This is a genomic window from Robertmurraya massiliosenegalensis JC6, assembly GCF_000311725.1.
GTDB classification, from domain to species: Bacteria; Bacillota; Bacilli; order Bacillales; family Cytobacillaceae; genus Robertmurraya; species Robertmurraya massiliosenegalensis.
Genome location: NZ_HE978521.1, coordinates 31887 through 56399 on the forward strand (window position 1 = coordinate 31887; position 24513 = coordinate 56399).

Genomic DNA, 24513 nt, shown 5'->3' on the forward strand with positions numbered 1-24513 from the left:
ACAGCTGGTGTTAACAACCGTATGCAAGGTCGTTCTAAATACGGTACGAAGAAACCTAAAGCAGCAAAGAAATAAAAACACAATTATAAGCTTCTTTGAAAGGAGGAAGAAACATGCCACGTAAAGGTCCTGTAGCAAAAAGAGACGTATTACCAGATCCAATTTATAATTCAAAGTTAATCACTCGTCTAATCAACAAAATGATGGTTGACGGTAAAAGAGGTAAGTCACAATCTATCCTTTACTCATCATTTGATATTATTCGTGAACGCACTGGCAAAGACCCAATGGAAGTATTCGATCAAGCTCTTAAGAACATCATGCCTGTTCTTGAGGTAAGAGCACGCCGTGTAGGTGGATCTAACTACCAAGTACCAGTTGAGGTGCGTCCTGAACGCCGTACTACTCTTGGTCTTCGTTGGTTAGTAAACTATTCACGTCTTCGTGGTGAAAAGACAATGGAAGAGCGTCTTGCTAACGAAATTCTTGATGCAGCTAACAACACTGGTGCATCAGTGAAGAAACGTGAAGATACACACAAAATGGCTGAAGCTAACAAAGCATTCGCTCATTATCGTTGGTAAAATCTATTTCATAATAAAAAATACACTCAAACATGGAAGGAGAAATACCAAATGGCAAGAGAGTTCTCCTTAGAAAATACTCGCAATATCGGCATCATGGCTCACATCGATGCCGGTAAAACAACAACAACTGAGCGTGTACTCTACTATACTGGTCGTATTCATAAGATCGGTGAAACTCATGAAGGTGCATCTCAGATGGACTGGATGGAGCAAGAACAAGAACGCGGTATCACAATTACGTCTGCAGCAACAACTGCACAATGGAAAGGTCACCGCGTTAACATCATCGATACACCAGGACACGTAGACTTCACAGTTGAAGTTGAACGTTCTCTTCGTGTACTAGATGGTGCTGTTGCTGTTCTTGACGCACAGTCTGGTGTTGAACCACAAACTGAAACAGTTTGGCGCCAAGCAACAACTTACGGAGTTCCACGTGTCGTATTCGTTAATAAAATGGATAAACTAGGTGCGGACTTCCTTTATTCTTTAAAAACTCTTCATGATCGTCTACAAGCTAACGCTGTAGCCATCCAATTACCAATTGGGGCTGAAGACGAGTTCGAAGGAATCATTGACCTTGTAGAAATGAAAGCTACTTTCTACGGTAATGACCTTGGAACTGAAATTGAAGAGCGCGAAATTCCAGCTGAGTACATGGACCAAGCTGAAGAATACCGCGAAAAATTAATTGAAGCAGTTGCAGAACTTGACGAAGAATTAATGGAAAAATACCTTGGTGGTGAAGAAATCACTACGGACGAGCTTAAAGCTGGTATCCGTAAAGGTACTGTTAATGTTGAGTTATACCCAGTTATCTGTGGTTCTGCTTTCAAAAACAAAGGTGTACAAAAAATGCTTGATGCAGTAATTGCATACCTTCCATCACCATTAGATGTTCCTGCGATTAAAGGTACACTTCCAGATAGTGATGAAGTTATTGAGCGTCATTCTGACGACAACGAGCCATTCTCTGCACTTGCATTCAAAGTTATGACTGACCCTTACGTCGGTAAATTGACATTCTTCCGTGTATACTCTGGTACATTAAGCTCAGGCTCATATGTACAAAACTCTACAAAAGGCAAGCGTGAGCGTGTAGGACGTATTCTACAAATGCATGCGAACAGCCGTGAAGAGATTTCAATGGTATACGCTGGAGATATTGCTGCAGCAGTTGGTTTAAAGGATACAACTACTGGAGACACTCTATGTGATGAAAAGAATCTAGTTATTCTTGAATCTATGGAATTCCCAGAGCCGGTTATCCAATTATCTATCGAGCCTAAATCTAAGGCTGACCAAGATAAGATGACAACTGCACTTCAAAAGCTACAAGAAGAAGATCCTACATTCCGTGCGCATACTGATCAGGAAACTGGCCAGGTTATCATTGCCGGTATGGGTGAACTTCACTTAGATATCCTTGTAGACCGTATGAAGCGTGAATTCAAAGTAGAAGCAAATGTTGGTGCACCACAGGTTGCTTATCGTGAAACAATCCGTAATTCTGCACAAGTAGAAGGAAAGTTTGCGCGTCAATCAGGTGGTCGTGGTCAATACGGACACGTTTGGATCGAATTCTCACCAAACGAAGAAGGAAAAGGTTTCGAATTTGAAAATGGTATCGTCGGTGGTGTTGTTCCTCGTGAATACATCCCTGCTGTTCAAGCTGGACTAGAAGATGCTCTTGATAGAGGACTTCTTGCTGGATACCCAGTAGTAGATATCAAAGCGCGTCTTTATGATGGATCATACCATGATGTTGACTCCTCAGAAATGGCGTTCAAAATCGCTGCTTCTATGGCTTTAAAAAATGCAGCGTCTAAATGTAACCCTGTTATTTTAGAGCCAATGATGAGAGTTGAAGTTATCATCCCTGAAGAATACATGGGTGATATCATGGGTAACATCACTTCCCGTCGTGGTCGTGTTGAAGGTATGGAAGCTCGTGGTAATGCACAAGTTGTCCGTGCTATGGTTCCGCTTTCTGAAATGTTTGGTTATGCGACAACTTTACGTTCAAGCACTCAAGGTCGTGGTGTATTCTCAATGCATTTTGACCACTATGAAGAGGTACCAAAATCAATTTCAGAAGAAATCATCAAGAAAAATAAAGGTGAATAATTGATTTTCACCTATCTTTAAAGTATAACTACTTATGTACGAAGCTGTAGGAAAAGGGATAACTTTTTCCTACTGCATCCATATACTTAACTTTTTTATATTAAAGGAGGATTTCCAAAATGGGAAAAGCTAAATTTGACCGTTCAAAACCACACGTTAATATCGGAACTATTGGTCACGTTGACCATGGTAAAACTACTTTAACAGCAGCAATTACAACTGTACTTGCAAAATCAGGCGGCGGGGAAGCTCGCGGTTATGATATGATCGACAACGCTCCAGAAGAAAAAGAGCGTGGAATCACAATCAACACTTCTCACGTTGAGTATGAAACAGCTACTCGTCACTATGCACACGTTGACTGCCCAGGACATGCTGACTATGTTAAGAACATGATCACTGGTGCTGCTCAAATGGATGGCGGTATCTTAGTAGTTTCTGCTGCTGATGGTCCAATGCCACAAACTCGTGAGCACATCCTTTTATCTCGTCAAGTAGGTGTACCTTACCTTGTTGTATTCATGAACAAGTGTGATATGGTAGACGACGAAGAACTTCTTGAATTAGTAGAAATGGAAGTTCGTGACTTATTATCAGAATATGAATTCCCTGGTGATGATATTCCTGTAATCAAGGGTTCTGCTCTTAAGGCTCTTGAAGGAGAAGCTGAATGGGAAGAAAAAATCGTTGAATTAATGAACGCTGTTGATGAGTACATTCCAACTCCAACACGTGATACTGATAAGCCATTCATGATGCCAGTTGAGGATGTATTCTCAATCACTGGTCGTGGTACAGTTGCTACAGGTCGTGTTGAGCGTGGCCAAGTTAAAGTTGGTGACGTAATCGAAATCATCGGTCTTGCTGAAGAGCCAAAATCTACTACAGTAACTGGAGTAGAAATGTTCCGTAAGCTTCTTGACTATGCTGAAGCTGGAGATAACATTGGAGCACTTCTTCGTGGGGTAGCTCGTGAAGAAATCCAACGTGGTCAAGTACTTGCTAAGCCAGGTTCAATCACACCGCACACAAAGTTCAAAGCTGAAGTATATGTATTATCAAAAGACGAAGGTGGACGTCATACTCCATTCTTCACTAACTACCGTCCTCAGTTCTACTTCCGTACAACTGACGTAACTGGTATTTGTAATCTTCCTGAAGGCGTAGAAATGGTTATGCCTGGAGATAACATCGAAATGAACGTTGAGCTTATCGCTCCAATCGCTATCGAAGAAGGTACTAAGTTCTCTATCCGTGAGGGTGGACGTACAGTAGGCGCTGGCGTTGTTGCTACAATCGTTGAGTAACAACTAATAAATTATAAAGAAAGCAGATGGGTGACGATCCATCTGCTTTCTTTATGCTTTGAGAAATCTCTCCTCTTTATTGTTACAAGCAAGTCGTGCTTTCACTTTCCTCTCGCTAAGAAATATCACTTAAAAAAAGTTTCTTCATTATATAAAACACGAAAACCTCAAGCTCAAAAATCAGCAAGACTTGCAAACTGCCATCCATAAAATTTATCACAAAATCTATAATCAATCCCTTTCCATAAATTGTAGTCTAATTTAATAGTTCGACTATTTACCGCACACTTGAAAACCGTAACGCTTGCCTATATAATAGAAAAAGTGTAATTGATAAAGAAATGAAATTTTATATTGCATTTGCTTTATGATTCATTGTATAATAGACAATGTTGGTCTTTGACTGCGATGATGTGGAAGGTTGCTGACACACCCGGCCGCTTTGCCATGGCGAGTGTGTGGGAAATTTTCACGGAGAATGTCTATTTTAAAATAGGCGAAAAGGAGGGAAAATAATGGCAAAACAAAAGATTCGTATCCGTTTGAAAGCATATGATCACAGAATTCTTGATCAATCTGCAGAGAAAATTGTAGAAACAGCAAAGCGTTCTGGTGCAGCTGTATCAGGTCCGATACCTCTACCAACAGAGAAGTCTGTCTACACAATTCTTCGTGCGGTGCATAAGTACAAGGACTCTCGTGAGCAATTTGAGATGCGTACTCATAAGCGTCTAATTGACATTGTGAATCCAACACCACAAACTGTTGATTCTTTAATGCGTTTAGACTTACCATCTGGCGTAGATATCGAAATTAAACTTTAATTTTGAACGATTAGATGTAACTTAGAAACTTCAAACAATGAAATAAAAGATGATAATTTATAGGAGGTGTGACTGTAATGACCAAAGGAATCTTAGGAAGAAAAATCGGTATGACTCAAGTGTTTGCTGAAAATGGTGATCTTATCCCAGTAACAGTTGTTGAAGCAGCTCCAAACGTTGTTCTTCAAAAGAAAGCTGTTGAAACTGACGGATATGTGTCTGTACAATTAGGTTTTGATGACAAGCGTGAGAAACTTTCAAACAAACCTGAAAAGGGACATGTTGCTAAGGCAAGTACTGCTCCTAAGCGCTTCGTACGTGAATTCCGCGGAGAAGGTTTAGCTGAGTTAGAAGTTGGTCAGGAAGTCAAAGTAGATGTATTCGCTGAAGGCGAAATCGTAGATGTAACAGGAATCTCAAAAGGTAAAGGTTTCCAAGGCTCGATCAAGCGCCACGGACAATCTCGCGGACCAATGGCACACGGTTCTCGTTATCACCGTCGCCCAGGTTCAATGGGTCCTGTAGCTCCAAACCGTGTATTTAAAGGTAAAGCATTACCTGGACGTATGGGTGGAGAACAAATCACTGTACAAAACCTTGAAATTGTAAAGGTTGACGTTGAACGTAACCTATTATTAATCAAAGGTAACGTACCTGGAGCTAAAAAAGCTCTATTAAAAATCAAAAGTGCGGTTAAAGCATAAATCATTAAGGCAGAAAGGAGGAAACAAGAATGCCAAAAGTAACATTGTTTAGCCAAGCTGGATCTCAAGTTGGTGAAATCGAACTTAATGAATCCATCTTTGGTATTGAGCCTAATAACCATGTGTTATTTGAAGCTGTTGTAGCTCAAAGAGCTTCTTTACGTCAAGGAACTCACAAAACAAAAATTCGTTCTGAAGTAGCGGGCGGTGGTCGCAAACCATGGCGTCAAAAAGGAACAGGTCGTGCTCGTCAAGGTTCGATTCGTTCTCCACAATGGCGCGGAGGTGGTACTGTATTCGGTCCAGTTCCTCGTAGCTATAGCTATAAATTACCGAAAAAAGTTCGTCGCTTAGCGATTAAATCGGCATTATCTTCTAAAGTAGTAGAAGAAAACATTTTAGTATTAGAAAGCCTTGCTTTCGAAACTCCAAAAACAAAAGACTTCAAAGGTTTCCTAAATGGTCTTTCTGTTGATTCAAAAGCACTTATCGTTACAGCTGATTTAGATGAAAACGTAGCATTATCTGCTCGTAACATCCCTGGTGTAACTGTTGTAACTGCTAGCGGAATCAACGTATTGGATGTTTTAGGTCATGACAAGTTAATCATGACAAAAGCAGCGGTTGAAAAAGTAGAGGAGGTGCTTGCATAATGGATGCACGCGAAATCATTAAGCGCCCCGTTATCACTGAACGTTCAACTGATTTAATGACTGAGAAAAAATACACTTTCGAAGTTGATGTTAGAGCGAACAAAACTCAAGTTAAAGATGCTGTACAAGAAATCTTCGGCGTTAAAGTTGAGAAAGTAAACGTTCAAAACTACAAAGGTAAATTTAAGCGTATGGGTAAATTTGGCGGTTACACAAACAAACGTCGTAAAGCTATCGTTAAATTAACTGCAGACAGCAAAGAAATCGAATTCTTTGAAGTTTAATTTATTCAAACAAGAAGAGGAGGGAAAATAAATGGCGATTAAAAAGTACAAACCTACCTCCAATGGTCGTCGCGGTATGACAGTTTCTGATTTCGCAGAAATCACAACTGACAAGCCAGAAAAATCATTGCTTGCTCCTTTAAAAAGCAAGGGTGGCCGTAACAACCAAGGTAAGTTAACAGTTCGTCATCAAGGTGGCGGTCATAAGCGTCAATACCGTATCATCGATTTTAAACGTAACAAAGATGGCATTCCAGGCCGCGTTGCTACAATCGAATACGATCCAAACCGTTCAGCAAACATTGCATTAATTAACTATGTTGATGGAGAAAAGCGTTACATCCTAGCTCCTAAGAATTTAGAAGTTGGTATGGAAGTAATGTCTGGTCCTGAAGCAGATATTAAAGTAGGTAACGCTCTACCATTAGCAAACATTCCTGTTGGTACAGTTGTACACAACATCGAATTAAAACCAGGTAAGGGTGGACAATTAGTGCGTTCTGCAGGTACTTCTGCACAAGTTCTTGGTAAAGAGGGCAAATACGTATTAGTTCGTTTAAACTCTGGTGAAGTTCGCATGATTCTTGCTACTTGTCGTGCAACTGTAGGTCAAGTAGGTAACGAACAACATGAACTTATCAACATTGGTAAAGCAGGTCGTTCTCGTTGGTTAGGTAAACGCCCAACTGTACGTGGATCTGTTATGAACCCTAACGATCACCCACACGGTGGTGGTGAAGGACGTGCGCCAATCGGACGTAAGTCACCAATGTCACCATGGGGTAAACCAACTCTTGGTGCGAAAACTCGTAAGAAAAACAATAAATCAGATAAATTTATTGTACGTCGTCGTAAAAAATAACGGGATTGAGCTACGGTTCAACCTAGGAGCCGTAGGGCAATCACGAAGGGAGGTTCAATCATGGGTCGCAGCTTAAAAAAAGGACCTTTTGTTGATGAACATTTAATAAACAAGATCGAAAAGCTTAATGAAACAGAAGGCAAGCAAGTGGTAAAAACTTGGTCACGCCGTTCTACGATCTTCCCACAATTCATCGGACACACAATCGCTGTTTATGATGGTCGTAAACATGTACCTGTATACGTCACTGAAGACATGGTCGGTCACAAGCTTGGAGAATTCGCTCCAACTCGTACTTACAAAGGTCATGCTAATGATGACAAGAAAACAAGACGTTAATGAGAGGAGGCATTCAGATGCAAGCTAAAGCTGTTGCAAGAACAGTCCGTATTGCGCCTCGTAAAGTTCGTTTAGTTATCGATTTAATTCGAGGAAAGCAAGTAGGTGAAGCGGTAGCGATTTTAAAACATACGCCAAAAGCTGCTTCCCCAGTCGTTGAAAAATTATTAAATTCTGCTATGGCAAACGCCGAGCACAACTATGAAATGGACGTTAATAGCCTAGTAGTTGCGCAAGCATTCGTTGACGAGGGACCAACTTTGAAACGTTTCCGTCCACGTGCAATGGGTCGTGCAAGTGCAATCAACAAGCGTACTAGCCACATTACAATCGTATTAACAGAAAAGAAGGAGGGATAATCAGTGGGTCAAAAAGTAAATCCAGTCGGTTTGCGTATCGGAGTCATCCGTGATTGGGAGTCTAAGTGGTACGCAGGTAAAGACTATGCTGATCTTTTACACGAAGACCTAAAGGTTCGTGAGTATATCACTAAGCGTTTAAGTGATGCTTCTGTTTCTAAAGTAGAAATCGAGCGTGCTGCTAACCGCGTTAACATCACTATCCACACTGCTAAACCAGGAATGGTTATTGGTAAAGGTGGTACTGAGGTTGAAGCGTTACGTAAAGCTCTTAACTCACTAACTGGCAAGCGTGTACACATCAACATTCTTGAAATCAAAAAAGCTGATATCGATGCGAAACTAGTAGCGGAAAACATTGCTCGTCAATTGGAAAACCGTGTATCTTTCCGTCGTGCTCAAAAACAAGTTATTCAACGTGCAATGCGCGCTGGAGCTCAAGGTATCAAAACTATGGTATCTGGTCGTCTTGGCGGAGCTGACATCGCTCGTTCTGAAAGCTATAGCGAAGGAACTGTTCCACTTCATACTCTTCGTGCTGATATCGATTATGCTACTGCTGAAGCAGATACAACTTACGGTAAATTAGGCGTAAAAGTATGGATCTATAAGGGAGAAGTCCTTCCAACTAAGAAGAAAACTGAGGAAGGAGGCAAATAATATGTTAGTGCCTAAACGCGTTAAATATCGTCGTCAACACCGTGGAAAAATGCGCGGTCAAGCGAAGGGCGGTACAGAAGTAACATTCGGTGAATTCGGTTTACAAGCAACTGAAAGCTCTTGGATTACAAACCGTCAAATTGAAGCTGCACGTATTGCGATGACTCGTTATATGAAACGTGGCGGTAAAGTTTGGATTAAAATTTTCCCGCATAAGCCTTACACAGCTAAGCCTCTTGAAGTCCGCATGGGTTCCGGTAAAGGTGCACCAGAAGGATGGGTTGCAGTTGTTAAACCTGGGAAAGTAATGTTTGAAATCGCAGGTGTTTCTGAAGAGATCGCACGTGAAGCATTACGACTTGCATCACACAAACTTCCTGTAAAATGTAAGTTTGTAAAACGAGAAGAAATTGGTGGTGAATCAAATGAAAGCTAATGAAATTCGTGACCTTACCACTGCCGAAATAGAACAAAAAGTTAAATCATTAAAAGAAGAGCTTTTCAACCTGCGCTTTCAATTGGCGACTGGACAACTTGAAAATACAGCTCGTATCCGAGAAGTACGCAAAGCGATTGCTCGCATGAAGACTGTTATTCGTGAAAGAGAGATCGGCGTCAATAATCGATAATCTGTGAGAGGAGGTTCGCACAATGAGTGAACGCAACCAACGCAAAGTTTACACTGGACGCGTTGTTTCAGATAAGATGGATAAGACAGTCACTGTTCTTGTCGAAACTTACAAGAAGCATCCGTTATACGGTAAACGCGTTAAGTACTCTAAAAAGTACAAAGCTCACGATGAGCAGAACCAAGCAAAAATCGGCGACGTGGTACGTATTATGGAAACTCGTCCACTTTCCGCAACAAAACGCTTCCGTTTAGTAGAAGTAGTAGAAAAAGCTGTAATTATATAATGCTCGGAATTAGTTTTCATCCCGAAGGGAGGTTACACAAATGATTCAACAAGAAACACGTTTAAAAGTTGCTGATAACTCAGGTGCTCGTGAAGTACTTACAATTAAAGTTCTTGGTGGTTCTGGCCGCAAGACTGCTAATATTGGTGATGTTATCGTTTGTACAGTGAAACAAGCAACACCAGGAGGCGTTGTTAAAAAAGGCGACGTTGTAAAGGCTGTTATTGTTCGTACAAAGAGCGGAGCACGCCGTACTGATGGTTCATACATTCGTTTCGATGAAAACGCATGTGTAATTATCCGTGACGACAAGAGCCCACGTGGAACTCGTATTTTCGGACCAGTAGCTCGTGAACTCCGTGATAATAACTTTATGAAAATTGTATCATTAGCTCCAGAAGTACTATAATTTCAAAATTAATTGCCTTTAAGGAGGTGCGAACAGATGCATGTAAAAAAAGGTGATAAAGTAATGGTCATCTCTGGTAAGGATAAAGGCAAATCAGGTGTGATTTTAGCTGCTTACCCAAAACAAAGCCGTGTCTTAGTTGAAGGTGTAAACATCGTTAAAAAACACTCGAAGCCTAGCCAAGTGAATCCTAACGGTGGAATCATCAGCCAGGAGGCACCTATTCATGTATCAAACGTAATGCCAATCGATCCGAAGTCTGGTGAACCAACTCGCGTAGGCTACAAAGTGGAAGATGGCAAAAAAGTACGTGTTGCAAAAAAATCCGGTGAAGTTCTAGATAAATAGTTCAAATGAAGAAGGGAGGTACAATGAATGAACCGCCTAAAAGAAAAGTATCAAAAAGAAGTAACTCCTGCTCTAATGAGCAAGTTTAATTATAAATCAGTTATGCAAGTGCCTAAGTTAGAAAAAATCGTTATCAACATGGGTGTTGGTGATGCCGTACAAAACGCAAAAGCATTAGATAACGCAGTTGAAGAGCTAGCTACCATTACTGGTCAAAAGCCAGTTGTAACGCGCGCTAAAAAATCAATTGCTGGCTTCCGTCTTCGTGAAGGTATGCCAATCGGTGCTAAAGTTACCCTTCGTGGTGAACGTATGTATGAATTCTTCGATAAATTAGTTTCTGTATCTTTACCACGTGTACGTGACTTCCGCGGGATCTCTAAGAAGTCATTTGACGGTCGTGGTAACTACACATTAGGTGTAAAAGAACAGTTAATCTTCCCTGAAATTGATTATGATAAAGTAAGCAAGGTTCGTGGTATGGATATCGTTATCGTTACTACAGCTAATACTGATGAAGAAGCTCGTGAACTTTTAACTCAATTTGGAATGCCATTCCAAAAGTAATCGCTAAAATAAGGGAGGCGAAAACGTGGCTAAAAAGTCAATGATTGCGAAGCAAAAACGCACGGCTAAATTCAAGGTACAAGAATATACACGTTGCGAACGTTGTGGACGTCCACATTCTGTATACCGTAAATTTAAGCTCTGCCGAATTTGTTTCCGTGAATTAGCATACAAAGGACAAATTCCTGGTGTGAAAAAAGCTAGCTGGTAAACCCCATTTCTGGGAAGGAGGTAAAAAACAATGGTCATGACAGATCCAATTGCAGATTTGCTAACTCGCATCCGTAATGCGAATATGGTTCGTCACGAAAAATTAGAGGTTCCTGCTTCTAATCTTAAGAAAGAGATCGCTGAAATTTTAAAGCGTGAAGGTTTCATTCGTGATGTTGAATATATCGAGGATAACAAACAAGGTATCATTCGTATTTTCTTAAAATACGGTGCTAACAACGAACGTGTTATCACAGGTTTAAAACGTATCAGCAAGCCTGGTCTTCGTGTTTATGCAAAAACAAACGAAGTACCACGTGTACTAAACGGACTTGGTATCGCATTAGTATCTACTTCTCAAGGCGTTCTTACAGACAAAGAAGCTCGCGCTAAACAAGTTGGCGGAGAAGTATTAGCTTACGTTTGGTAATAGAGTTTCTTAAAGAATGGAGGTGCAATAAATGTCTCGTGTAGGTAAAAAACCAATTGAAATTCCAACAGGTGTTACCGTTACTATTAACGGCAACGTCGTTACTGTAAAAGGTCCTAAAGGTGAATTGACTCGTTCATTCAGCTCAGATATGGAAATTGTCGTTTCAGAGAACGTCATTAACGTAGTTCGTCCTTCTGATTCTAAAGAACACCGTACTATTCACGGTACAACTCGTGCACTACTTGCAAACATGGTTGAAGGTGTTTCTAAAGGATTTGAAAGAAACTTAGAACTTATCGGTGTCGGTTACCGTGCTCAAAAACAAGGAAAGAAACTTGTATTGAACGTTGGTTATTCTCATCCTGTTGAAATTGAGCCTGAAGAAGGTATTGAAATCGAAGTTCCTTCTAACACAAAGGTTACTGTAAAGGGTATCAGCAAGGAACGCGTTGGCGCATTAGCAGCTAACATCCGTGATGTACGTCCACCAGAACCTTACAAAGGTAAAGGAATTCGTTACGAAGGCGAATATGTTCGTCGTAAAGAAGGTAAAACAGGTAAGTAATGGCAGCACTAGGTAAACGAAAGGAGTGACCCTAAATGATTACGAAGGCTGATAAAAATGCAACCCGTAAGAAAAGACATGCACGTGTGCGTTCTAAACTTTCTGGTACTGCAGCTCGTCCTCGTTTAAATGTGTTTCGTTCTAGCAAACACATTTATGCGCAACTCATTGACGATGTAAATGGAGTTACTTTAGTAAGTGCTTCAACTTTAGATAAAGAAGTTAGTCTTGAATCTACTGGTAACGTTGATGCAGCAGTTAAGGTCGGCGAATTAGTTGCAAAACGTGCAGTAGAAAAAGGCATCAAAGCTGTTGTTTTTGACCGTGGTGGTTATTTATATCATGGACGTGTAAAAGCACTAGCTGATGCAGCTCGTGAAAATGGATTAGAATTTTAAGAGACAAAGGAGGGACATAATAGATGCGTCGTATTGATCCAAACAAACTTGAACTTGAAGAACGCGTAGTTACCGTTAATCGTGTAGCGAAGGTTGTAAAAGGTGGACGTCGTTTTCGTTTCTCTGCTCTTGTAGTAGTTGGAGACAAAAACGGTCACGTTGGTTTCGGTACTGGTAAAGCTCAAGAGGTACCAGATGCTATCCGTAAAGCAATCGAAGATGCGAAGAAAAACTTAGTCGAAGTACCGATGGTAGGAACAACTCTTCCTCACCAAGTTATCGGACACTTTGGTGCTGGTGAAATTCTTCTTAAGCCAGCTTCTGAAGGTACAGGAGTTATCGCTGGAGGACCAGTTCGTGCGGTTCTAGAATTAGCTGGTGTTGGCGATATCCTTTCTAAATCTTTAGGAACAAACACACCAATTAATATGGTTCGTGCTACTATAGACGGATTAACACAATTAAAACGTGCTGAAGACGTAGCTAAATTACGTGGTAAGTCAGTAGAAGAACTGTTAGGATAAGGAGGGAAATCAAATGGCTAACAAATTAGAAATTACCCTCACTCGCAGTGTTATTGGTCGTCCACAGGATCAAAAGGAAACTGTTAAAGCATTAGGCCTACGCAAAATGCATCAAACAGTAGAGAAAAATGATAATCCTGCAATCCGTGGTATGATTAACAAAGTTACTCACTTAGTAACAGTGAAAGAAATATAATTCAATTCTTCTTAAATAAGGAGGTGCCAACATGAAACTTCATGAATTAAAACCTGCAGAAGGATCTCGTCACGAACGCAAGCGTAAAGGACGCGGTATCGGGTCTGGTAATGGTAAGACTGCTGGTAAAGGTCATAAAGGTCAAAATGCTCGTTCAGGCGGTGGCGTACGTCCAGGATTTGAGGGTGGTCAAACACCTTTATTCCGTCGTTTACCAAAACGTGGATTTACAAACATCAACCGTAAAGAGTATGCGATCATTAACCTTGATGCTTTAAATCGTTTCGAAGACGGTACAATCGTATCTCCAGAACTTCTTATCGAAACAGGGATTGTAAGCAAAGAGAAAGCAGGAATTAAAGTTCTTGCTAACGGCAAGTTAGAGAAAAAGCTTACAATTAAAGCTCATAAATTCTCCTCTGCTGCGAAGGAAGCGATTGAAGCTGCCGGCGGTAATGTAGAGGTGATTTAATGTTTCAGACAATCTCCAATTTTATGCGCGTGGGTGATATAAGACGAAAAATCATATTCACCCTTTTAATGTTGATTGTATTCCGTATCGGTACGTTTATTCCTGTTCCAGGAGTAGATGCAGAAGTGTTAAAGGCTCAAGATGAACTAAGTGTATTTGGGGTACTAAATACATTTGGCGGTGGTGCATTACTAAACTTCTCTATTTTAGCAATGGGTATTATGCCTTACATTACAGCATCCATCATCATTCAGTTGTTGCAAATGGATGTTGTACCGAAATTTTCGGAATGGTCAAAGCAAGGGGAGGTTGGGCGTCGTAAATTGGCTCAATTTACACGCTATTTCACCATCGTTTTAGGTTTTATACAGGCTTTAGGGATGTCGTATGGTTTCAATAACTTAGCCGGCGGAATGTTAATTAACAACCCTGGTATCGGAAGCTACTTACTCATTGCTACAGTGTTAACTGGAGGAACTGCGTTTTTAATGTGGCTTGGCGAACAAATTACGTCCAAAGGTGTCGGTAATGGAATCTCGATTATCATCTTCGCAGGTATCGTTGCAGGAATTCCTTCAACACTAAACCAAATATATGCTCAACAATTTGAAAACGCAGGAGATGCGCTATTCATCCGTATTGTGACGATGCTCCTAATTTTAGTAGCAGTCATTGCGATTATTGTAGGAGTTATTTTCGTAAACCAAGCGTTACGTAAAATTCCAATTCAATACGCAAAACGTGCAGTAGCAGGGCGTACGCCTACTGGTCAATCATCTCATTTACCTTTAAAAGTAAATGCTGCTGGTGTTATTCCAGTAATCTTTGCGATTTCTTTTATTGTAACACCTAAAACAATTGCTCAATTCTTTGAGCAAAACAATGTTACTTTATGGATTCAAACAGTATTTGATTACACACACCCCATCGGTATGGTGGTATATGCTGCATTAATTATTGCATTTACTTATTTCTATGCCTTTATTCAAGTGAATCCTGAACAGGTTGCTGAAAACTTGAAGAAGCAGGGTGGATATGTTCCTGGTATTCGTCCAGGTAAGAATACTCAAGAATATTTAACTCGTGTCTTATATCGTTTAACAATAGTTGGTGCGGTTTTCTTAGCAGTTATTGCCATTTTGCCAGTATTTTTCGTGAATTTTGCTGGTTTACCACAATCTGCACAAATCGGTGGAACAAGTTTGCTAATCGTTATTGGGGTTGCACTTGAAACGATGAAACAGCTTGAAGCTCAGCTTGTTAAACGTCACTATAAAGGTTTCATTAAATAATTCGGTGGTGGGGACAACTGGTTCCCATTCCGTTTTAGCCTAAGGAGGAATTCACGTGAATTTAGTATTAATGGGTCTTCCGGGTGCCGGTAAAGGTACACAAGCCGAGAAAATCGTCGAAAAATACGGCATTCCTCATATTTCAACAGGCGACATGTTTCGTGCAGCAATGAAAGAAGGTACGGAATTAGGCTTAAAAGCAAAATCTTTCATGGATCAAGGTGCACTTGTTCCAGATGAAGTGACAATTGGAATTGTAAGAGAACGATTAAGCAAAGAAGATTGTCATCAAGGATTTTTGCTGGATGGTTTTCCAAGAACCGTTCCTCAAGCGGACGCTCTTGAATCCATTCTTGCCGAGTTAGGAAAAAAGATTGATTTTGTGCTGAATATTGATGTCGATCAAACCATTTTAATGGAGCGATTAACAGGTCGACGCATTTGTAAAAATTGCGGTGCGACATATCACTTAGTATTCAATCCGCCTGCCCAAGAGGGGATATGCAAACGTTGTGGCGGAGAGCTATACCAACGTGCGGATGATAATGCTGAGACGGTAAACAATCGCCTTCAGGTAAACATCGAACAGGCAAAACCATTACTTGATTTCTACGAAACAAAAGGGTACTTGAGAAATATTGATGGTCAGCAGGATATTAACAAAGTGTTTGTTGATATAGATAATCTTCTCGGGGGCTTAAATGCATGATTATATGTAAAACCCCTAGGGAAATTGAAATCATGCGTGAAGCTGGTCGGATTGTGGCATTGACACATCAGGAATTGAAAAAACATATAGCTCCTGGGATTACCACGAAAGGGTTAGACGAAATTGCAGAAGCATTTATTCGTTCACATAACGCTAAGCCTTCATTTAAAGGGTATAATGGTTTCTCTGGCAGCATTTGTGCATCTGTGAATGAAGAACTTGTTCATGGAATTCCTGGTAAACGTGTTTTACAAGAAGGCGACATTATTAGCATCGATATAGGTGCGAAATATGAAGGCTATCATGGTGATTCGGCGTGGACTTACCCTGTCGGAAAAATTGACGAAGTATCTGAACGTCTTTTAGACGTGACAGAACAATCTTTGTACAGTGGTCTTAAGGAAGCTGGTCCAGGTGCACGTCTATCGAACATCTCCAATAGTGTTCAAACGTATGTAGAATCCAATGGTTTTTCTATCGTGCGTGAGTATGTTGGACATGGAATAGGGCAAGACTTACATGAGGACCCACAAATCCCTCATTATGGTCCACCTAATAAAGGTCCATTGTTAAAACCGGGAATGGTGCTTTGTGTAGAACCGATGGTTAATGTGGGAAGTCGTTATGTTAAAACTTTGGCTGATGATTGGACGGTAGTAACAAGCGATGGCAAATGGTGTGCCCATTTTGAGCATACAATTGCGATTACGGAAACCGGTTATGACATTTTAACAATTGTCTAATTAGGTGATCCGATGGTCGACTATCCTAGTACGTTACAATTAGGTCAAATAGTCTTAATTTCACACGGACGAGATGCAGGACAATATGCTATAATAGTAAGGTTGTTAGATGAACGCTTTGTTTTTGTGGCGGACGGCGATAAAAAGAAGTTTGACCGACCGAAGAAGAAGAATCTAGTACACCTCAAGCTTATTGAATATGTATCACCAGAAGTTCAAAGAAGTTTATTAGAAACCGGTCGCGTTACGAACGGAAAACTACGATATGCATTGAAAAAGTTTGAATCAATTTTTCATGAAAATGAAAAATTCTAGAAGGGAGACTAAGTTCGATGGCGAAAGATGATGTAATTGAAATTGAAGGTACAGTACTTGAAACTTTGCCGAATGCAATGTTTAAGGTAGAATTAGAAAATGGTCATACAGTGTTAGCTCATGTTTCTGGTAAGATTCGCATGCACTTTATTCGTATTTTACCAGGGGACAAAGTAACTGTTGAGCTATCCCCATATGATTTAACACGCGGAAGAATTACGTACCGCTTTAAATAATTGAAGCTCTTTTCTCAACAAATCTATTGCACTCCGTACTATCAAGGAGGTTAGGATAATGAAAGTTAGACCATCTGTTAAGCCGATCTGCGAGAAATGTAAAGTTATCCGCAGACGCGGTAAAGTTATGGTTATATGTGAAAACCCTAAGCATAAACAAAAACAAGGTTAATATTAAGGAGGTGCGCATATAATGGCACGTATTGCTGGTGTAGACGTCCCACGTGAAAAGCGTGTAGTGATTTCTCTAACATACATTTTTGGTATTGGTAAAAGTACAGCACAAAAGGTTTTAGCTGAAGCAGGTGTTTCTGAAAACACTCGTGTTCGTGATTTAACTGAAGATGAACTAAATAAAATCCGTGATATCATTGATAAGCTAAAGGTTGAAGGTGACCTTCGTCGTGAAGTATCTTTAAACATTAAGCGTCTAATGGAAATCGGAAGCTACCGTGGTCTTCGTCATCGTCGTGGTTTACCTGTTCGTGGTCAAAATACGAAGAACAACGCTCGTACACGTAAGGGCCCACGTAAAACTGTAGCTAACAAGAAGAAATAATCGGTAAAGGAGGTACTTGAAATGGCTCGTAAAACAAATACACGTAAGCGTCGTGTCAAAAAGAATATAGAACAAGGTGTTGCACACATTCGTTCTACTTTCAACAACACGATCGTAACTATTACTGACGTTCATGGAAATGCAATTGCATGGTCAAGTGCTGGTGCATTAGGATTTAAAGGTTCTCGTAAATCTACTCCTTTCGCAGCACAAATGGCAGCTGAAACTGCAGCTAAGTCTTCTATGGAACATGGAATGAAAACTCTTGAGGTAACGGTTAAAGGTCCTGGTGCAGGTCGTGAAGCAGCTATTCGTGCTCTTCAAGCTGCAGGTCTTGAAGTTACAGCAATCAGAGACGTAACTCCAGTTCCACATAACGGTTGCCGTCCACCTAAGCGTCGTCGTGTGTAATTTTTCTGTATAGAATTTAAATCCCTGTCTATAATGGGATATGATACTAAATTTTTTGTAAATAAAAATACAGAATCATTCATCCAGTTGTTGTGCACAATCGGGAACGTATACAGGGGGAATTTCAGTTAGGATTCTTAACTGAGATTTCGACGTTTTGAAGGAGGGTAATTTGATGATCGAAATAGAAAAACCAAAAATCGAAACGGTTGAGATCAGCGATGATGCAAAGTACGGGAAGTTCGTCGTAGAACCGCTTGAGCGTGGATATGGTACTACTTTGGGTAACTCCTTACGTCGTATCCTATTATCGTCACTCCCAGGTGCCGCTGTCACATCGATTCAAGCTGATGGGGTACTTCACGAGTTTCAAACAATTGAAGGCGTCGTTGAAGATGTTACATCTGTCATTTTAAACATTAAGAAACTTGCACTTAAAATCTACTCTGACGAAGAGAAGACGCTTGAGATTGATGTACAAGGTGAAGGTGTTGTTACAGCAGCAGACATTACTCATGATAGTGATGTTGAGATTTTGAACCCCGATCTTCACATTGCGACCCTAGGTACTAACGGTAATTTGCGTATGCGATTAACGGCTAAAAGGGGTCGAGGTTATACGCCTGCTGATCAAAACAAGAGAGAAGATCAACCGATCGGTGTTATTCCAATCGATTCTATCTTTACTCCGGTATCACGTGTGGCTTTCCAAGTGGAAAATACGCGTGTCGGCCAATTAACCAACTATGATAAGTTAACCCTTGATGTGTGGACAGATGGAAGTACAGGTCCTCAAGATGCGGTTGCATTAGGAGCTAAGATCTTTACAGAACATTTGAATATCTTCGTTGGATTAACGGATGAAGCACAAAATGCTGAAATCATGGTTGAAAAAGAAGAAGATCAAAAAGAAAAAGTTTTAGAGATGACGATTGAAGAACTTGATTTATCAGTTCGTTCATATAACTGCTTAAAGCGTGCTGGCATCAACACTGTTCAGGAATTAGCGAATAAGACTGAAGAAGATATGATGAAGGTACGTAACTTAGGACGTAAATCTCTTGAAGAGGTAAAACATAAATTAGAGGAGCTTGGACTAGGCTTACGCAAAGATGACTGAAACATGTAAGACAAACCCAATGCTTTAGGACTTCAACAAAGGAGGGAAACTTTCATGGGATACAGAAAGTTAGGACGCACAAGCGCTCAGCGTAAAGCAATGTTACGTGACTTAGCTACAGATCTTATCATCAATGAGCGTATTGAAACAACTGAAGCTCGTGCGAAAGAACTTCGTTCAGTTGTGGAAAAAATGATTACACTTGGAAAACGTGGAGATCTTCATGCTCGCCGTCAAGCTGCTGCTTTCGTTCGCAACGAAATTGCAAATGCTGAAGAAAACCAAGATGCACTACAGAAATTATTCTCTGATATCGCTACTCGTTACCAAGAACGCCAAGGTGGATACACTCGTATCATGAAGCTTGGACCACGTCGTGGAGACGGAGCTCCAATGGTAATTATCGAATTAGTGTAATATCACTTTTATGACAGACCAAAGGGGCATAGGACAGTTTAAACAAACTTGTTTCTTGCCCTTTTTCTGTAAGGAAGATTGAACTAAGCCTTTATTCGAGTGTTACGATGGGCATGTACCTATTGGGTTTTTATTTTATGCTAATTCTTTTGTTTTATGAGAAAGGATTATGCCATACATGTCACGTCTAGCTCATGCACCTCTTTGAAAAGGATTAAAAAGAGGTGCAGGCTTTATTTAAAATTTGGAGCCAATGGGAGACATTTGCTTTTAAAAGAATATTGAACTTATTTTCTATTTTTAAACATGTCTTCACATACACAAGGCTCGCCAATTGGCGGGTTTTCTTTTTTATCTTCATTTTATCTCCCCATTAACAATCCTGCGTTAAAAAATGGTATAGTAGATTTCGTTAGGTTGTTTTCGTACGGATGATGGTTATTTGGAATGGTCCTAATTCCGACCATTCCGATTTATACGTAGCACCGTAACACGGTTTGAATAAGCAAGCTCTTTTCTCTGTTGTTTTTTTACTTGCCAATATAAAAGGATTTGCTATTAGAATTTTTTGATAGGTAGCAACAATGTTCGAGAAAAGAGCTTTTCGTTAAGAGTTTAGAAAAGAATAGAATAGTGAAGATGAGCTGAGAGGAGGATACTATGAAAAAACCACTAGTTTCAATTGAACATGTGCATTTTAAATACGATGGACAAGAGGAATATGCTCTTAAAGACGTTTCCTTTCAAATATATGACGGTGAGTGGCTAGCGATTGTTGGCCATAATGGATCGGGTAAATCAACTTTAGCAAAACTATTAAATGGTCTTCAGTATCCGGAAAATGGGAGAATCCAAATAGGAGATTTGGAGTTGACCGAAGAAACGGTTTGGGATACGAGAAAATTGGTCGGGATGGTCTTTCAAAATCCTGATAATCAATTTGTTGGAACAACCGTTCAGGATGATGTTGCCTTCGGGTTAGAAAATAACGGAATTCCCCGAGAAGTAATGGTTGAGAGAGTTGAAAGTTCTCTGAAGCAGGTCCAAATGGATTCATTTATTCAGCAAGAGCCTCATCAGTTGTCAGGTGGCCAAAAGCAAAGGGTTGCGATTGCCAGTGTTATCGCATTGCGTCCACGAATTATTGTCTTGGATGAAGCAACATCGATGCTCGATCCTCGGGGAAGAGAAGAGGTTCTAAACGTGATAAGAGAACTGAAGGATGCCCATGATATGACGGTCATCTCTATTACCCATGATTTAGAAGAAGCAGCAAAGGCGGATCGGATGATTGTTTTAAATCGTGGAGAACTATACCGTGAGGGGACGCCTGAAGAAATTTTTCAAATGGATGAGGAATTGGTCAAGCTTGGCCTAGATATTCCCTTTCCTGTGAAAATGAGCAAAATGCTAAGGGAAAAAGGCATTCCTGTTAGCAAAAGTTATCTATCAGAGGAAGCGTTGGTGGCACAGTTATGGACATCTCACTCCAGCAAGTAGAATATCGTTATCAGGCAAATTCTCCCTTTGAGCGTCTTGCGATTGAGAATGTCTCAATTGACATTCCTTCAGGGACATATCTGGCGATTATTGGCCATACAGGTTCAGGGAAATCGACCATTCTCCAGCATTTAAATGCGATTTTGAAGCCTACAAACGGAACGGTCGTCATTGGTGAGAGGGAAGTTACCAATGCGAAAAAACAAAAGAATTTGAAGGAAATACGCAAGAAAGTTGGAATCGTCTTTCAATTTCCAGAACATCAGTTATTTGAAGAAACAGTGGAAAAGGATATATGTTTTGGTCCGATGAATTTTGGTGTTTCAGAGGAAGCGGCAAAGGCACGAGCAAGAGAGGCGATTAAACAGGTTGGCCTGTCCGAAGATATTTTGCAAAAGTCGCCATTTGATCTCTCAGGTGGGCAAATGAGACGTGTGGCAATCGCTGGTGTGTTAGCGATGGAACCAGAGGTCATTGTTTTAGATGAGCCAACAGCAGGCTTGGATCCACGTGGACGTAAGGAAATTATGGAGATGTTTTACCAGCTTCATAAAGAACAAAATCTTTCAACTGTTTTGGTGACTCACAGTATGGAGGATGCATCCATGTATGCTGACCAAATTGTGATCATGCATCATGGACAAGTATATAAGAAGGGCACTGCAGAAGAGATTTTTCATTCACCCGAAGGCTTGCTTGAGCTAGGGCTAGACGTGCCTGAGGTCGTTCGTTTCCAGCAAAAAGTGGAGAAAGCTTTTCAGACAAAGCTTGGCAAAACATGTTTAACAATAGAAGAACTGACAGAAGAAATTGACAAGCTTTTTAAAGGGGGAGAACGCCGATGATGGATAAAATGATTTTTGGTCGTTATATCCCAGCTGAATCCCCTTTACATCGAATGGATCCAAGGTCAAAACTAATTCTTGTATTTGCATTTGTATGTATTGTATTTATTGCGAATAATGCGATTACGTATGGGTTATTAGTCGTCTATACGATTTTTATGGTCCTTTCTTCAAAAGTTCCGATTCGTTTTTTGCTTGGGGGACTTAAGCTCGTATTGTGGCTTGTCCTATTTACCCTTATCCTTCACCTCTTTTTCACGAAAGAAGGAGAAATTATTTTTCAATGGGGCTGGGTGACAATCTATGAAGAAGGATTAAAGAAAGGGATTTTCATTTCGATGAGATTCTTCCTCTTAATTTTAATCACTTCATTGCTAACATTAACGACAACGCCAATTGAAATTACGGACGGGATTGAGGTGTTACTTGATCCGTTGAAAAAAATAAAGTTTCCAGTTCATGAATTAGCGCTTATGATGTCGATTTCATTGCGTTTTATTCCGACGCTGATGCAAGAAACTGACAAAATTATGAAAGCCCAGACTGCCCGTGGAGTAGAGTTTTCAGGGGGACCAATGAAAGAACGAATCAAAGCGATTATCCCGCTCTTAATCCCATTATTTATCGGCTCCTTTAAACGAGCAGAGGAACTGGCGATCGCAATGGAAGCAAGAGGCTACCGAGGTGGAGAAGGACGAACAAAGTACCGTCAGCTAAGGTGGGGACTTGTCGATACATTGATGCTGTTACTGCTTGTAGTTTTAGCAGGGGCGCTGTTCTTTTTTAGGTCGTAGATAAATGGAGGAAAGTATGCAGAGGTTAAAATGTAAGATCGCCTATGATGGTTCAGCATTTTCTGGTTATCAAATTCAACCGAATAAACGTACCGTTCAAGGAGAGCTAGAGCAGGCATTACAGAAGCTTCATAAAGGGCAAGAAGTGAAGGTCTATGCTTCCGGTCGTACAGATGCTGGAGTGCATGCTAGAGGACAAATCATTCATTTTGATACACTGCTCAAGATCCCCGAGGAAAAATGGCGTGTCGCTCTGCAGACGCTTCTCCCAGAAGACATTGCTATTGAATCTGTCATAAAGGTTGATTCTACATTCCATGCTCGCTTTGATGTAGTGGCAAAGGAATATCGTTATGTTGTCCATACTGAGCAAGTGCGGGATCCTTTTCGTCGTCACTTTGTTTATCATTATCCTTATTCTGTTGATGTAGCGGCCATTCGGGACGCAAGTCAATATTTGCTCGGAGTCCATGATTTTACGAGTTTTTGCTCGGCTAAAACAGAAGTAGAAGATCGGGTAAGGGAAATTTATGAAATCGAAGTGCTGGAAGAAGAGGGGCTTCTTATTTTTCGTTTTATTGGGAATGGTTTCCTTTATAATATGGTTAGAATATTAGTGGGAACGTTGTTACAGGTAGGGTTAGGGAAAATCAAAGTGGCTGAAATCCCTGACATTTTGGCAAAAAAAGACCGAATCTATGCCGGAAAAACAGCACCACCTCAAGGCTTATATTTATGGAAAGTGATGTATGAATGATTTTAAAACAACTTGCCCTGGTGTCAAATAAATTCTTGACATATAGGCCTCAGTGTTTTATCATAATATGGTATGTATTTTAATCCCACGATAAGCCCCGGAACTTATTGTGATATAGAATATACGATGATGAAAATGAATTTTGAAAATGAACAATTTTAGGAGGGTAACTCATGCGTACAACGTTTATGGCTAACGCTAACAATATCGAACGTAAATGGTACGTAGTGGATGCTGCAGGTATGACTTTAGGTCGTCTTACTTCTGAAGTAGCGTCTATTCTACGTGGTAAACATAAACCAACTTTCACACCACATGTTGACACTGGTGATCATGTAATTATTATTAATGCTTCTCAAATCCACTTAACTGGTAAGAAGCTAACTGACAAAATCTACTACCGTCATTCTATGCACCCAGGTGGATTGAAGACAAGAACAGCGCTTGAAATGCGTACAAACTACCCTGAAAGAATGCTTGAGCTTGCTATTAAAGGTATGCTTCCAAAGAATTCTTTAGGACGTCAAATGTTTAAGAAATTACATGTTTATGCTGGAGCAGAGCATCCACATCAAGCACAACAACCTGAAGTTTACGAACTTCGTGGGTAATTAAGGGAGGATTTATAAATGGCACAGGTTCAATATATTGGTACTGGTCGTCGTAAGAGCTCCGTTGCACGAGTTCGTTTAGTTCCAGGCAACGGCAAAATTACAGTAAACGATCGTGACATTACAGATTACATTCCATTCGAAGCACTACGTGAAGTAGTAAAGCAACCATTAAACGCTACTGAAACTCTTGGTAGCTATGATGTTCTTGTTAACGTTAAAGGTGGCGGCTACACTGGTCAAGCTGGCGCAATCCGTCATGGTATCGCTCGTGCGTTACTTCAAGCTGACCCAGAATTCCGTCCAACTCTTAAGCGTGCTGGACTATTAACTCGTGACGCTCGTATGAAAGAACGTAAGAAATACGGTCTTAAAGGCGCTCGTCGTGCACCTCAGTTCTCAAAACGTTAATTTCTGGCGTTTCAAGGCTCTCGAACCTTTTGGTTTGGGGGTCTTTTTTG

40 protein-coding genes are annotated in these 24513 nt (G+C 40.5%); all 40 read left to right on the top strand.

Annotated features, from left to right (window positions below):
* The first annotated feature begins 113 nt into the window (after window positions 1–113).
* The 40 genes from rpsG to rpsI all read left to right on the top strand — a co-directional run bounded on the left by rpsG (window position 114) and on the right by rpsI (window position 24463).
* Entirely contained in the window at window positions 114–584 is a 471-nt protein-coding gene (rpsG, locus tag BMSHG_RS24370; RefSeq protein WP_019157082.1) for a 30S ribosomal protein S7, read from the top strand.
* Window positions 585–635: 51 nt separating this feature from the next.
* Window positions 636–2714 (top strand): elongation factor G, encoded by a 2079-nt coding sequence (gene fusA, locus BMSHG_RS24375; RefSeq protein WP_019157083.1) that lies wholly within the window; start codon window positions 636–638, stop codon window positions 2712–2714.
* A 119-nt stretch (window positions 2715–2833) separates the two neighbouring features.
* Window positions 2834–4021, top strand: coding sequence for an elongation factor Tu (gene tuf, locus BMSHG_RS24380; protein WP_019157084.1), 1188 nt, complete (start codon window positions 2834–2836; stop codon window positions 4019–4021).
* A gap of 515 nt (window positions 4022–4536) precedes the next feature.
* Window positions 4537–4845: a 30S ribosomal protein S10 gene (gene rpsJ / locus BMSHG_RS24385; protein WP_003354783.1), complete on the top strand. Its 309-nt coding sequence runs from the start codon at window positions 4537–4539 to the stop codon at window positions 4843–4845.
* 77 nt (window positions 4846–4922) lie between these two features.
* Window positions 4923–5549: a 50S ribosomal protein L3 gene (gene rplC / locus BMSHG_RS24390; protein WP_019157085.1), complete on the top strand. Its 627-nt coding sequence runs from the start codon at window positions 4923–4925 to the stop codon at window positions 5547–5549.
* Between the two features lie 29 nt (window positions 5550–5578).
* The gene (gene rplD, locus BMSHG_RS24395) at window positions 5579–6202 is read left to right on the top strand and encodes a 50S ribosomal protein L4 (protein ID WP_019157086.1); all 624 of its coding nucleotides are present in this window, start codon (window positions 5579–5581) and stop codon (window positions 6200–6202) included.
* A complete protein-coding gene (rplW, locus tag BMSHG_RS24400) occupies window positions 6202–6486 on the top strand; it encodes a 50S ribosomal protein L23 (RefSeq protein ID WP_019157087.1) in 285 nt (94 codons plus the stop codon). The genes rplD and rplW overlap by 1 nt, the downstream gene beginning before the upstream one ends.
* 31 nt (window positions 6487–6517) lie before the next feature.
* Entirely contained in the window at window positions 6518–7348 is an 831-nt protein-coding gene (rplB, locus tag BMSHG_RS24405) for a 50S ribosomal protein L2 (protein WP_019157088.1), read from the top strand.
* A gap of 60 nt (window positions 7349–7408) precedes the next feature.
* Entirely contained in the window at window positions 7409–7687 is a 279-nt protein-coding gene (gene rpsS / locus BMSHG_RS24410) for a 30S ribosomal protein S19 (RefSeq protein ID WP_019157089.1), read from the top strand.
* 17 nt (window positions 7688–7704) lie between these two features.
* Window positions 7705–8046, top strand: coding sequence for a 50S ribosomal protein L22 (gene rplV / locus BMSHG_RS24415; protein WP_019157090.1), 342 nt, complete (start codon window positions 7705–7707; stop codon window positions 8044–8046).
* A 3-nt stretch (window positions 8047–8049) separates the two neighbouring features.
* On the top strand, window positions 8050–8706 hold the full coding sequence (gene rpsC / locus BMSHG_RS24420; protein ID WP_019157091.1) for a 30S ribosomal protein S3: 657 nt from the start codon (window positions 8050–8052) through the stop codon (window positions 8704–8706).
* A 1-nt stretch (window position 8707) separates the two neighbouring features.
* Window positions 8708–9142, top strand: coding sequence for a 50S ribosomal protein L16 (gene rplP / locus BMSHG_RS24425; protein ID WP_019157092.1), 435 nt, complete (start codon window positions 8708–8710; stop codon window positions 9140–9142).
* Entirely contained in the window at window positions 9132–9335 is a 204-nt protein-coding gene (gene rpmC, locus BMSHG_RS24430; protein WP_003351417.1) for a 50S ribosomal protein L29, read from the top strand. Before rplP ends, rpmC begins: the two co-directional genes overlap by 11 nt.
* A gap of 22 nt (window positions 9336–9357) precedes the next feature.
* Window positions 9358–9621 carry a 30S ribosomal protein S17 gene (gene rpsQ, locus BMSHG_RS24435; protein WP_019157093.1) on the top strand — a complete coding sequence of 88 codons (264 nt, stop codon included), beginning with the start codon at window positions 9358–9360 and terminating at the stop codon, window positions 9619–9621.
* 40 nt (window positions 9622–9661) lie between these two features.
* Window positions 9662–10030, top strand: a complete 369-nt coding sequence (rplN, locus tag BMSHG_RS24440; protein WP_019157094.1) for a 50S ribosomal protein L14 — start codon at window positions 9662–9664, stop codon at window positions 10028–10030.
* 36 nt (window positions 10031–10066) lie between these two features.
* Window positions 10067–10378 carry a 50S ribosomal protein L24 gene (gene rplX / locus BMSHG_RS24445; protein ID WP_019157095.1) on the top strand — a complete coding sequence of 104 codons (312 nt, stop codon included), beginning with the start codon at window positions 10067–10069 and terminating at the stop codon, window positions 10376–10378.
* Window positions 10379–10405: 27 nt separating this feature from the next.
* Entirely contained in the window at window positions 10406–10945 is a 540-nt protein-coding gene (gene rplE, locus BMSHG_RS24450; RefSeq protein WP_019157096.1) for a 50S ribosomal protein L5, read from the top strand.
* Between the two features lie 25 nt (window positions 10946–10970).
* Window positions 10971–11156 carry a 30S ribosomal protein S14 gene (gene rpsN, locus BMSHG_RS24455; protein WP_019157097.1) on the top strand — a complete coding sequence of 62 codons (186 nt, stop codon included), beginning with the start codon at window positions 10971–10973 and terminating at the stop codon, window positions 11154–11156.
* Between the two features lie 30 nt (window positions 11157–11186).
* Window positions 11187–11585, top strand: a complete 399-nt coding sequence (gene rpsH / locus BMSHG_RS24460) for a 30S ribosomal protein S8 (RefSeq protein ID WP_019157098.1) — start codon at window positions 11187–11189, stop codon at window positions 11583–11585.
* 31 nt (window positions 11586–11616) lie between these two features.
* The gene (gene rplF, locus BMSHG_RS24465; protein ID WP_019157099.1) at window positions 11617–12153 is read left to right on the top strand and encodes a 50S ribosomal protein L6; all 537 of its coding nucleotides are present in this window, start codon (window positions 11617–11619) and stop codon (window positions 12151–12153) included.
* A 35-nt stretch (window positions 12154–12188) separates the two neighbouring features.
* The gene (gene rplR, locus BMSHG_RS24470; RefSeq protein ID WP_019157100.1) at window positions 12189–12551 is read left to right on the top strand and encodes a 50S ribosomal protein L18; all 363 of its coding nucleotides are present in this window, start codon (window positions 12189–12191) and stop codon (window positions 12549–12551) included.
* 23 nt (window positions 12552–12574) lie between these two features.
* Window positions 12575–13075, top strand: a complete 501-nt coding sequence (gene rpsE, locus BMSHG_RS24475; protein ID WP_019157101.1) for a 30S ribosomal protein S5 — start codon at window positions 12575–12577, stop codon at window positions 13073–13075.
* A 13-nt stretch (window positions 13076–13088) separates the two neighbouring features.
* Entirely contained in the window at window positions 13089–13271 is a 183-nt protein-coding gene (rpmD, locus tag BMSHG_RS24480) for a 50S ribosomal protein L30 (protein ID WP_019157102.1), read from the top strand.
* A 31-nt stretch (window positions 13272–13302) separates the two neighbouring features.
* The gene (rplO, locus tag BMSHG_RS24485; RefSeq protein ID WP_019157103.1) at window positions 13303–13743 is read left to right on the top strand and encodes a 50S ribosomal protein L15; all 441 of its coding nucleotides are present in this window, start codon (window positions 13303–13305) and stop codon (window positions 13741–13743) included.
* Complete coding sequence (secY, locus tag BMSHG_RS24490) at window positions 13743–15035, top strand: preprotein translocase subunit SecY (protein ID WP_019157104.1); 1293 nt, start codon at window positions 13743–13745, stop codon at window positions 15033–15035. Before rplO ends, secY begins: the two co-directional genes overlap by 1 nt.
* 55 nt (window positions 15036–15090) lie before the next feature.
* Window positions 15091–15744 (top strand): adenylate kinase, encoded by a 654-nt coding sequence (locus BMSHG_RS24495; RefSeq protein WP_019157105.1) that lies wholly within the window; start codon window positions 15091–15093, stop codon window positions 15742–15744.
* Window positions 15741–16487 carry a type I methionyl aminopeptidase gene (gene map, locus BMSHG_RS24500; RefSeq protein WP_019157106.1) on the top strand — a complete coding sequence of 249 codons (747 nt, stop codon included), beginning with the start codon at window positions 15741–15743 and terminating at the stop codon, window positions 16485–16487. The genes BMSHG_RS24495 and map overlap by 4 nt, the downstream gene beginning before the upstream one ends.
* 12 nt (window positions 16488–16499) lie before the next feature.
* Window positions 16500–16802: a KOW domain-containing RNA-binding protein gene (locus BMSHG_RS24505; protein ID WP_019157107.1), complete on the top strand. Its 303-nt coding sequence runs from the start codon at window positions 16500–16502 to the stop codon at window positions 16800–16802.
* Between the two features lie 17 nt (window positions 16803–16819).
* Window positions 16820–17038, top strand: coding sequence for a translation initiation factor IF-1 (gene infA, locus BMSHG_RS24510; protein WP_019157108.1), 219 nt, complete (start codon window positions 16820–16822; stop codon window positions 17036–17038).
* A gap of 58 nt (window positions 17039–17096) precedes the next feature.
* Complete coding sequence (gene rpmJ / locus BMSHG_RS24515; protein WP_000868344.1) at window positions 17097–17210, top strand: 50S ribosomal protein L36; 114 nt, start codon at window positions 17097–17099, stop codon at window positions 17208–17210.
* 21 nt (window positions 17211–17231) lie between these two features.
* Window positions 17232–17597 (top strand): 30S ribosomal protein S13, encoded by a 366-nt coding sequence (gene rpsM, locus BMSHG_RS24520; protein WP_019157109.1) that lies wholly within the window; start codon window positions 17232–17234, stop codon window positions 17595–17597.
* A gap of 21 nt (window positions 17598–17618) precedes the next feature.
* Window positions 17619–18008, top strand: a complete 390-nt coding sequence (rpsK, locus tag BMSHG_RS24525) for a 30S ribosomal protein S11 (protein ID WP_019157110.1) — start codon at window positions 17619–17621, stop codon at window positions 18006–18008.
* A gap of 175 nt (window positions 18009–18183) precedes the next feature.
* Window positions 18184–19128 (top strand): DNA-directed RNA polymerase subunit alpha, encoded by a 945-nt coding sequence (locus BMSHG_RS24530; RefSeq protein ID WP_019157111.1) that lies wholly within the window; start codon window positions 18184–18186, stop codon window positions 19126–19128.
* 54 nt (window positions 19129–19182) lie between these two features.
* Entirely contained in the window at window positions 19183–19545 is a 363-nt protein-coding gene (gene rplQ / locus BMSHG_RS24535) for a 50S ribosomal protein L17 (RefSeq protein WP_019157112.1), read from the top strand.
* A gap of 660 nt (window positions 19546–20205) precedes the next feature.
* On the top strand, window positions 20206–21045 hold the full coding sequence (locus BMSHG_RS24540) for an energy-coupling factor ABC transporter ATP-binding protein (protein ID WP_019157113.1): 840 nt from the start codon (window positions 20206–20208) through the stop codon (window positions 21043–21045).
* Complete coding sequence (locus BMSHG_RS24545; RefSeq protein WP_019157114.1) at window positions 21021–21890, top strand: energy-coupling factor ABC transporter ATP-binding protein; 870 nt, start codon at window positions 21021–21023, stop codon at window positions 21888–21890. The genes BMSHG_RS24540 and BMSHG_RS24545 overlap by 25 nt, the downstream gene beginning before the upstream one ends.
* Window positions 21887–22684, top strand: a complete 798-nt coding sequence (locus BMSHG_RS24550) for an energy-coupling factor transporter transmembrane component T family protein (protein WP_019157115.1) — start codon at window positions 21887–21889, stop codon at window positions 22682–22684. The genes BMSHG_RS24545 and BMSHG_RS24550 overlap by 4 nt, the downstream gene beginning before the upstream one ends.
* 16 nt (window positions 22685–22700) lie before the next feature.
* Window positions 22701–23441 carry a tRNA pseudouridine(38-40) synthase TruA gene (gene truA / locus BMSHG_RS24555; protein WP_019157116.1) on the top strand — a complete coding sequence of 247 codons (741 nt, stop codon included), beginning with the start codon at window positions 22701–22703 and terminating at the stop codon, window positions 23439–23441.
* Window positions 23442–23614: 173 nt separating this feature from the next.
* The gene (gene rplM / locus BMSHG_RS24560; protein WP_019157117.1) at window positions 23615–24052 is read left to right on the top strand and encodes a 50S ribosomal protein L13; all 438 of its coding nucleotides are present in this window, start codon (window positions 23615–23617) and stop codon (window positions 24050–24052) included.
* An 18-nt stretch (window positions 24053–24070) separates the two neighbouring features.
* On the top strand, window positions 24071–24463 hold the full coding sequence (gene rpsI, locus BMSHG_RS24565) for a 30S ribosomal protein S9 (protein WP_019157118.1): 393 nt from the start codon (window positions 24071–24073) through the stop codon (window positions 24461–24463).
* The last annotated feature ends 50 nt before the right edge of the window (window positions 24464–24513 follow it).

What these genes read in the sequence shown, in the direction of transcription:
- rpsG (WP_019157082.1), top strand. Translation starts at nt 114, where the DNA reads ATGCCACGTAAAGGTCCTGTAGCAAAAAGAGACGTATTACCAGATCCA.
- fusA (WP_019157083.1), top strand. Translation starts at nt 636, where the DNA reads ATGGCAAGAGAGTTCTCCTTAGAAAATACTCGCAATATCGGCATCATG.
- tuf (WP_019157084.1), top strand. Translation starts at nt 2,834, where the DNA reads ATGGGAAAAGCTAAATTTGACCGTTCAAAACCACACGTTAATATCGGA.
- rpsJ (WP_003354783.1), top strand. Translation starts at nt 4,537, where the DNA reads ATGGCAAAACAAAAGATTCGTATCCGTTTGAAAGCATATGATCACAGA.
- rplC (WP_019157085.1), top strand. Translation starts at nt 4,923, where the DNA reads ATGACCAAAGGAATCTTAGGAAGAAAAATCGGTATGACTCAAGTGTTT.
- rplD (WP_019157086.1), top strand. Translation starts at nt 5,579, where the DNA reads ATGCCAAAAGTAACATTGTTTAGCCAAGCTGGATCTCAAGTTGGTGAA.
- rplW (WP_019157087.1), top strand. Translation starts at nt 6,202, where the DNA reads ATGGATGCACGCGAAATCATTAAGCGCCCCGTTATCACTGAACGTTCA.
- rplB (WP_019157088.1), top strand. Translation starts at nt 6,518, where the DNA reads ATGGCGATTAAAAAGTACAAACCTACCTCCAATGGTCGTCGCGGTATG.
- rpsS (WP_019157089.1), top strand. Translation starts at nt 7,409, where the DNA reads ATGGGTCGCAGCTTAAAAAAAGGACCTTTTGTTGATGAACATTTAATA.
- rplV (WP_019157090.1), top strand. Translation starts at nt 7,705, where the DNA reads ATGCAAGCTAAAGCTGTTGCAAGAACAGTCCGTATTGCGCCTCGTAAA.
- rplP (WP_019157092.1), top strand. Translation starts at nt 8,708, where the DNA reads ATGTTAGTGCCTAAACGCGTTAAATATCGTCGTCAACACCGTGGAAAA.
- rpmC (WP_003351417.1), top strand. Translation starts at nt 9,132, where the DNA reads ATGAAAGCTAATGAAATTCGTGACCTTACCACTGCCGAAATAGAACAA.
- rpsQ (WP_019157093.1), top strand. Translation starts at nt 9,358, where the DNA reads ATGAGTGAACGCAACCAACGCAAAGTTTACACTGGACGCGTTGTTTCA.
- rplN (WP_019157094.1), top strand. Translation starts at nt 9,662, where the DNA reads ATGATTCAACAAGAAACACGTTTAAAAGTTGCTGATAACTCAGGTGCT.
- rplX (WP_019157095.1), top strand. Translation starts at nt 10,067, where the DNA reads ATGCATGTAAAAAAAGGTGATAAAGTAATGGTCATCTCTGGTAAGGAT.
- rplE (WP_019157096.1), top strand. Translation starts at nt 10,406, where the DNA reads ATGAACCGCCTAAAAGAAAAGTATCAAAAAGAAGTAACTCCTGCTCTA.
- rpsH (WP_019157098.1), top strand. Translation starts at nt 11,187, where the DNA reads ATGGTCATGACAGATCCAATTGCAGATTTGCTAACTCGCATCCGTAAT.
- rplF (WP_019157099.1), top strand. Translation starts at nt 11,617, where the DNA reads ATGTCTCGTGTAGGTAAAAAACCAATTGAAATTCCAACAGGTGTTACC.
- rplR (WP_019157100.1), top strand. Translation starts at nt 12,189, where the DNA reads ATGATTACGAAGGCTGATAAAAATGCAACCCGTAAGAAAAGACATGCA.
- rpsE (WP_019157101.1), top strand. Translation starts at nt 12,575, where the DNA reads ATGCGTCGTATTGATCCAAACAAACTTGAACTTGAAGAACGCGTAGTT.
- rpmD (WP_019157102.1), top strand. Translation starts at nt 13,089, where the DNA reads ATGGCTAACAAATTAGAAATTACCCTCACTCGCAGTGTTATTGGTCGT.
- rplO (WP_019157103.1), top strand. Translation starts at nt 13,303, where the DNA reads ATGAAACTTCATGAATTAAAACCTGCAGAAGGATCTCGTCACGAACGC.
- secY (WP_019157104.1), top strand. Translation starts at nt 13,743, where the DNA reads ATGTTTCAGACAATCTCCAATTTTATGCGCGTGGGTGATATAAGACGA.
- map (WP_019157106.1), top strand. Translation starts at nt 15,741, where the DNA reads ATGATTATATGTAAAACCCCTAGGGAAATTGAAATCATGCGTGAAGCT.
- BMSHG_RS24505 (WP_019157107.1), top strand. Translation starts at nt 16,500, where the DNA reads ATGGTCGACTATCCTAGTACGTTACAATTAGGTCAAATAGTCTTAATT.
- infA (WP_019157108.1), top strand. Translation starts at nt 16,820, where the DNA reads ATGGCGAAAGATGATGTAATTGAAATTGAAGGTACAGTACTTGAAACT.
- rpmJ (WP_000868344.1), top strand. Translation starts at nt 17,097, where the DNA reads ATGAAAGTTAGACCATCTGTTAAGCCGATCTGCGAGAAATGTAAAGTT.
- rpsM (WP_019157109.1), top strand. Translation starts at nt 17,232, where the DNA reads ATGGCACGTATTGCTGGTGTAGACGTCCCACGTGAAAAGCGTGTAGTG.
- rpsK (WP_019157110.1), top strand. Translation starts at nt 17,619, where the DNA reads ATGGCTCGTAAAACAAATACACGTAAGCGTCGTGTCAAAAAGAATATA.
- BMSHG_RS24530 (WP_019157111.1), top strand. Translation starts at nt 18,184, where the DNA reads ATGATCGAAATAGAAAAACCAAAAATCGAAACGGTTGAGATCAGCGAT.
- rplQ (WP_019157112.1), top strand. Translation starts at nt 19,183, where the DNA reads ATGGGATACAGAAAGTTAGGACGCACAAGCGCTCAGCGTAAAGCAATG.
- BMSHG_RS24540 (WP_019157113.1), top strand. Translation starts at nt 20,206, where the DNA reads ATGAAAAAACCACTAGTTTCAATTGAACATGTGCATTTTAAATACGAT.
- BMSHG_RS24545 (WP_019157114.1), top strand. Translation starts at nt 21,021, where the DNA reads ATGGACATCTCACTCCAGCAAGTAGAATATCGTTATCAGGCAAATTCT.
- BMSHG_RS24550 (WP_019157115.1), top strand. Translation starts at nt 21,887, where the DNA reads ATGATGGATAAAATGATTTTTGGTCGTTATATCCCAGCTGAATCCCCT.
- truA (WP_019157116.1), top strand. Translation starts at nt 22,701, where the DNA reads ATGCAGAGGTTAAAATGTAAGATCGCCTATGATGGTTCAGCATTTTCT.
- rplM (WP_019157117.1), top strand. Translation starts at nt 23,615, where the DNA reads ATGCGTACAACGTTTATGGCTAACGCTAACAATATCGAACGTAAATGG.
- rpsI (WP_019157118.1), top strand. Translation starts at nt 24,071, where the DNA reads ATGGCACAGGTTCAATATATTGGTACTGGTCGTCGTAAGAGCTCCGTT.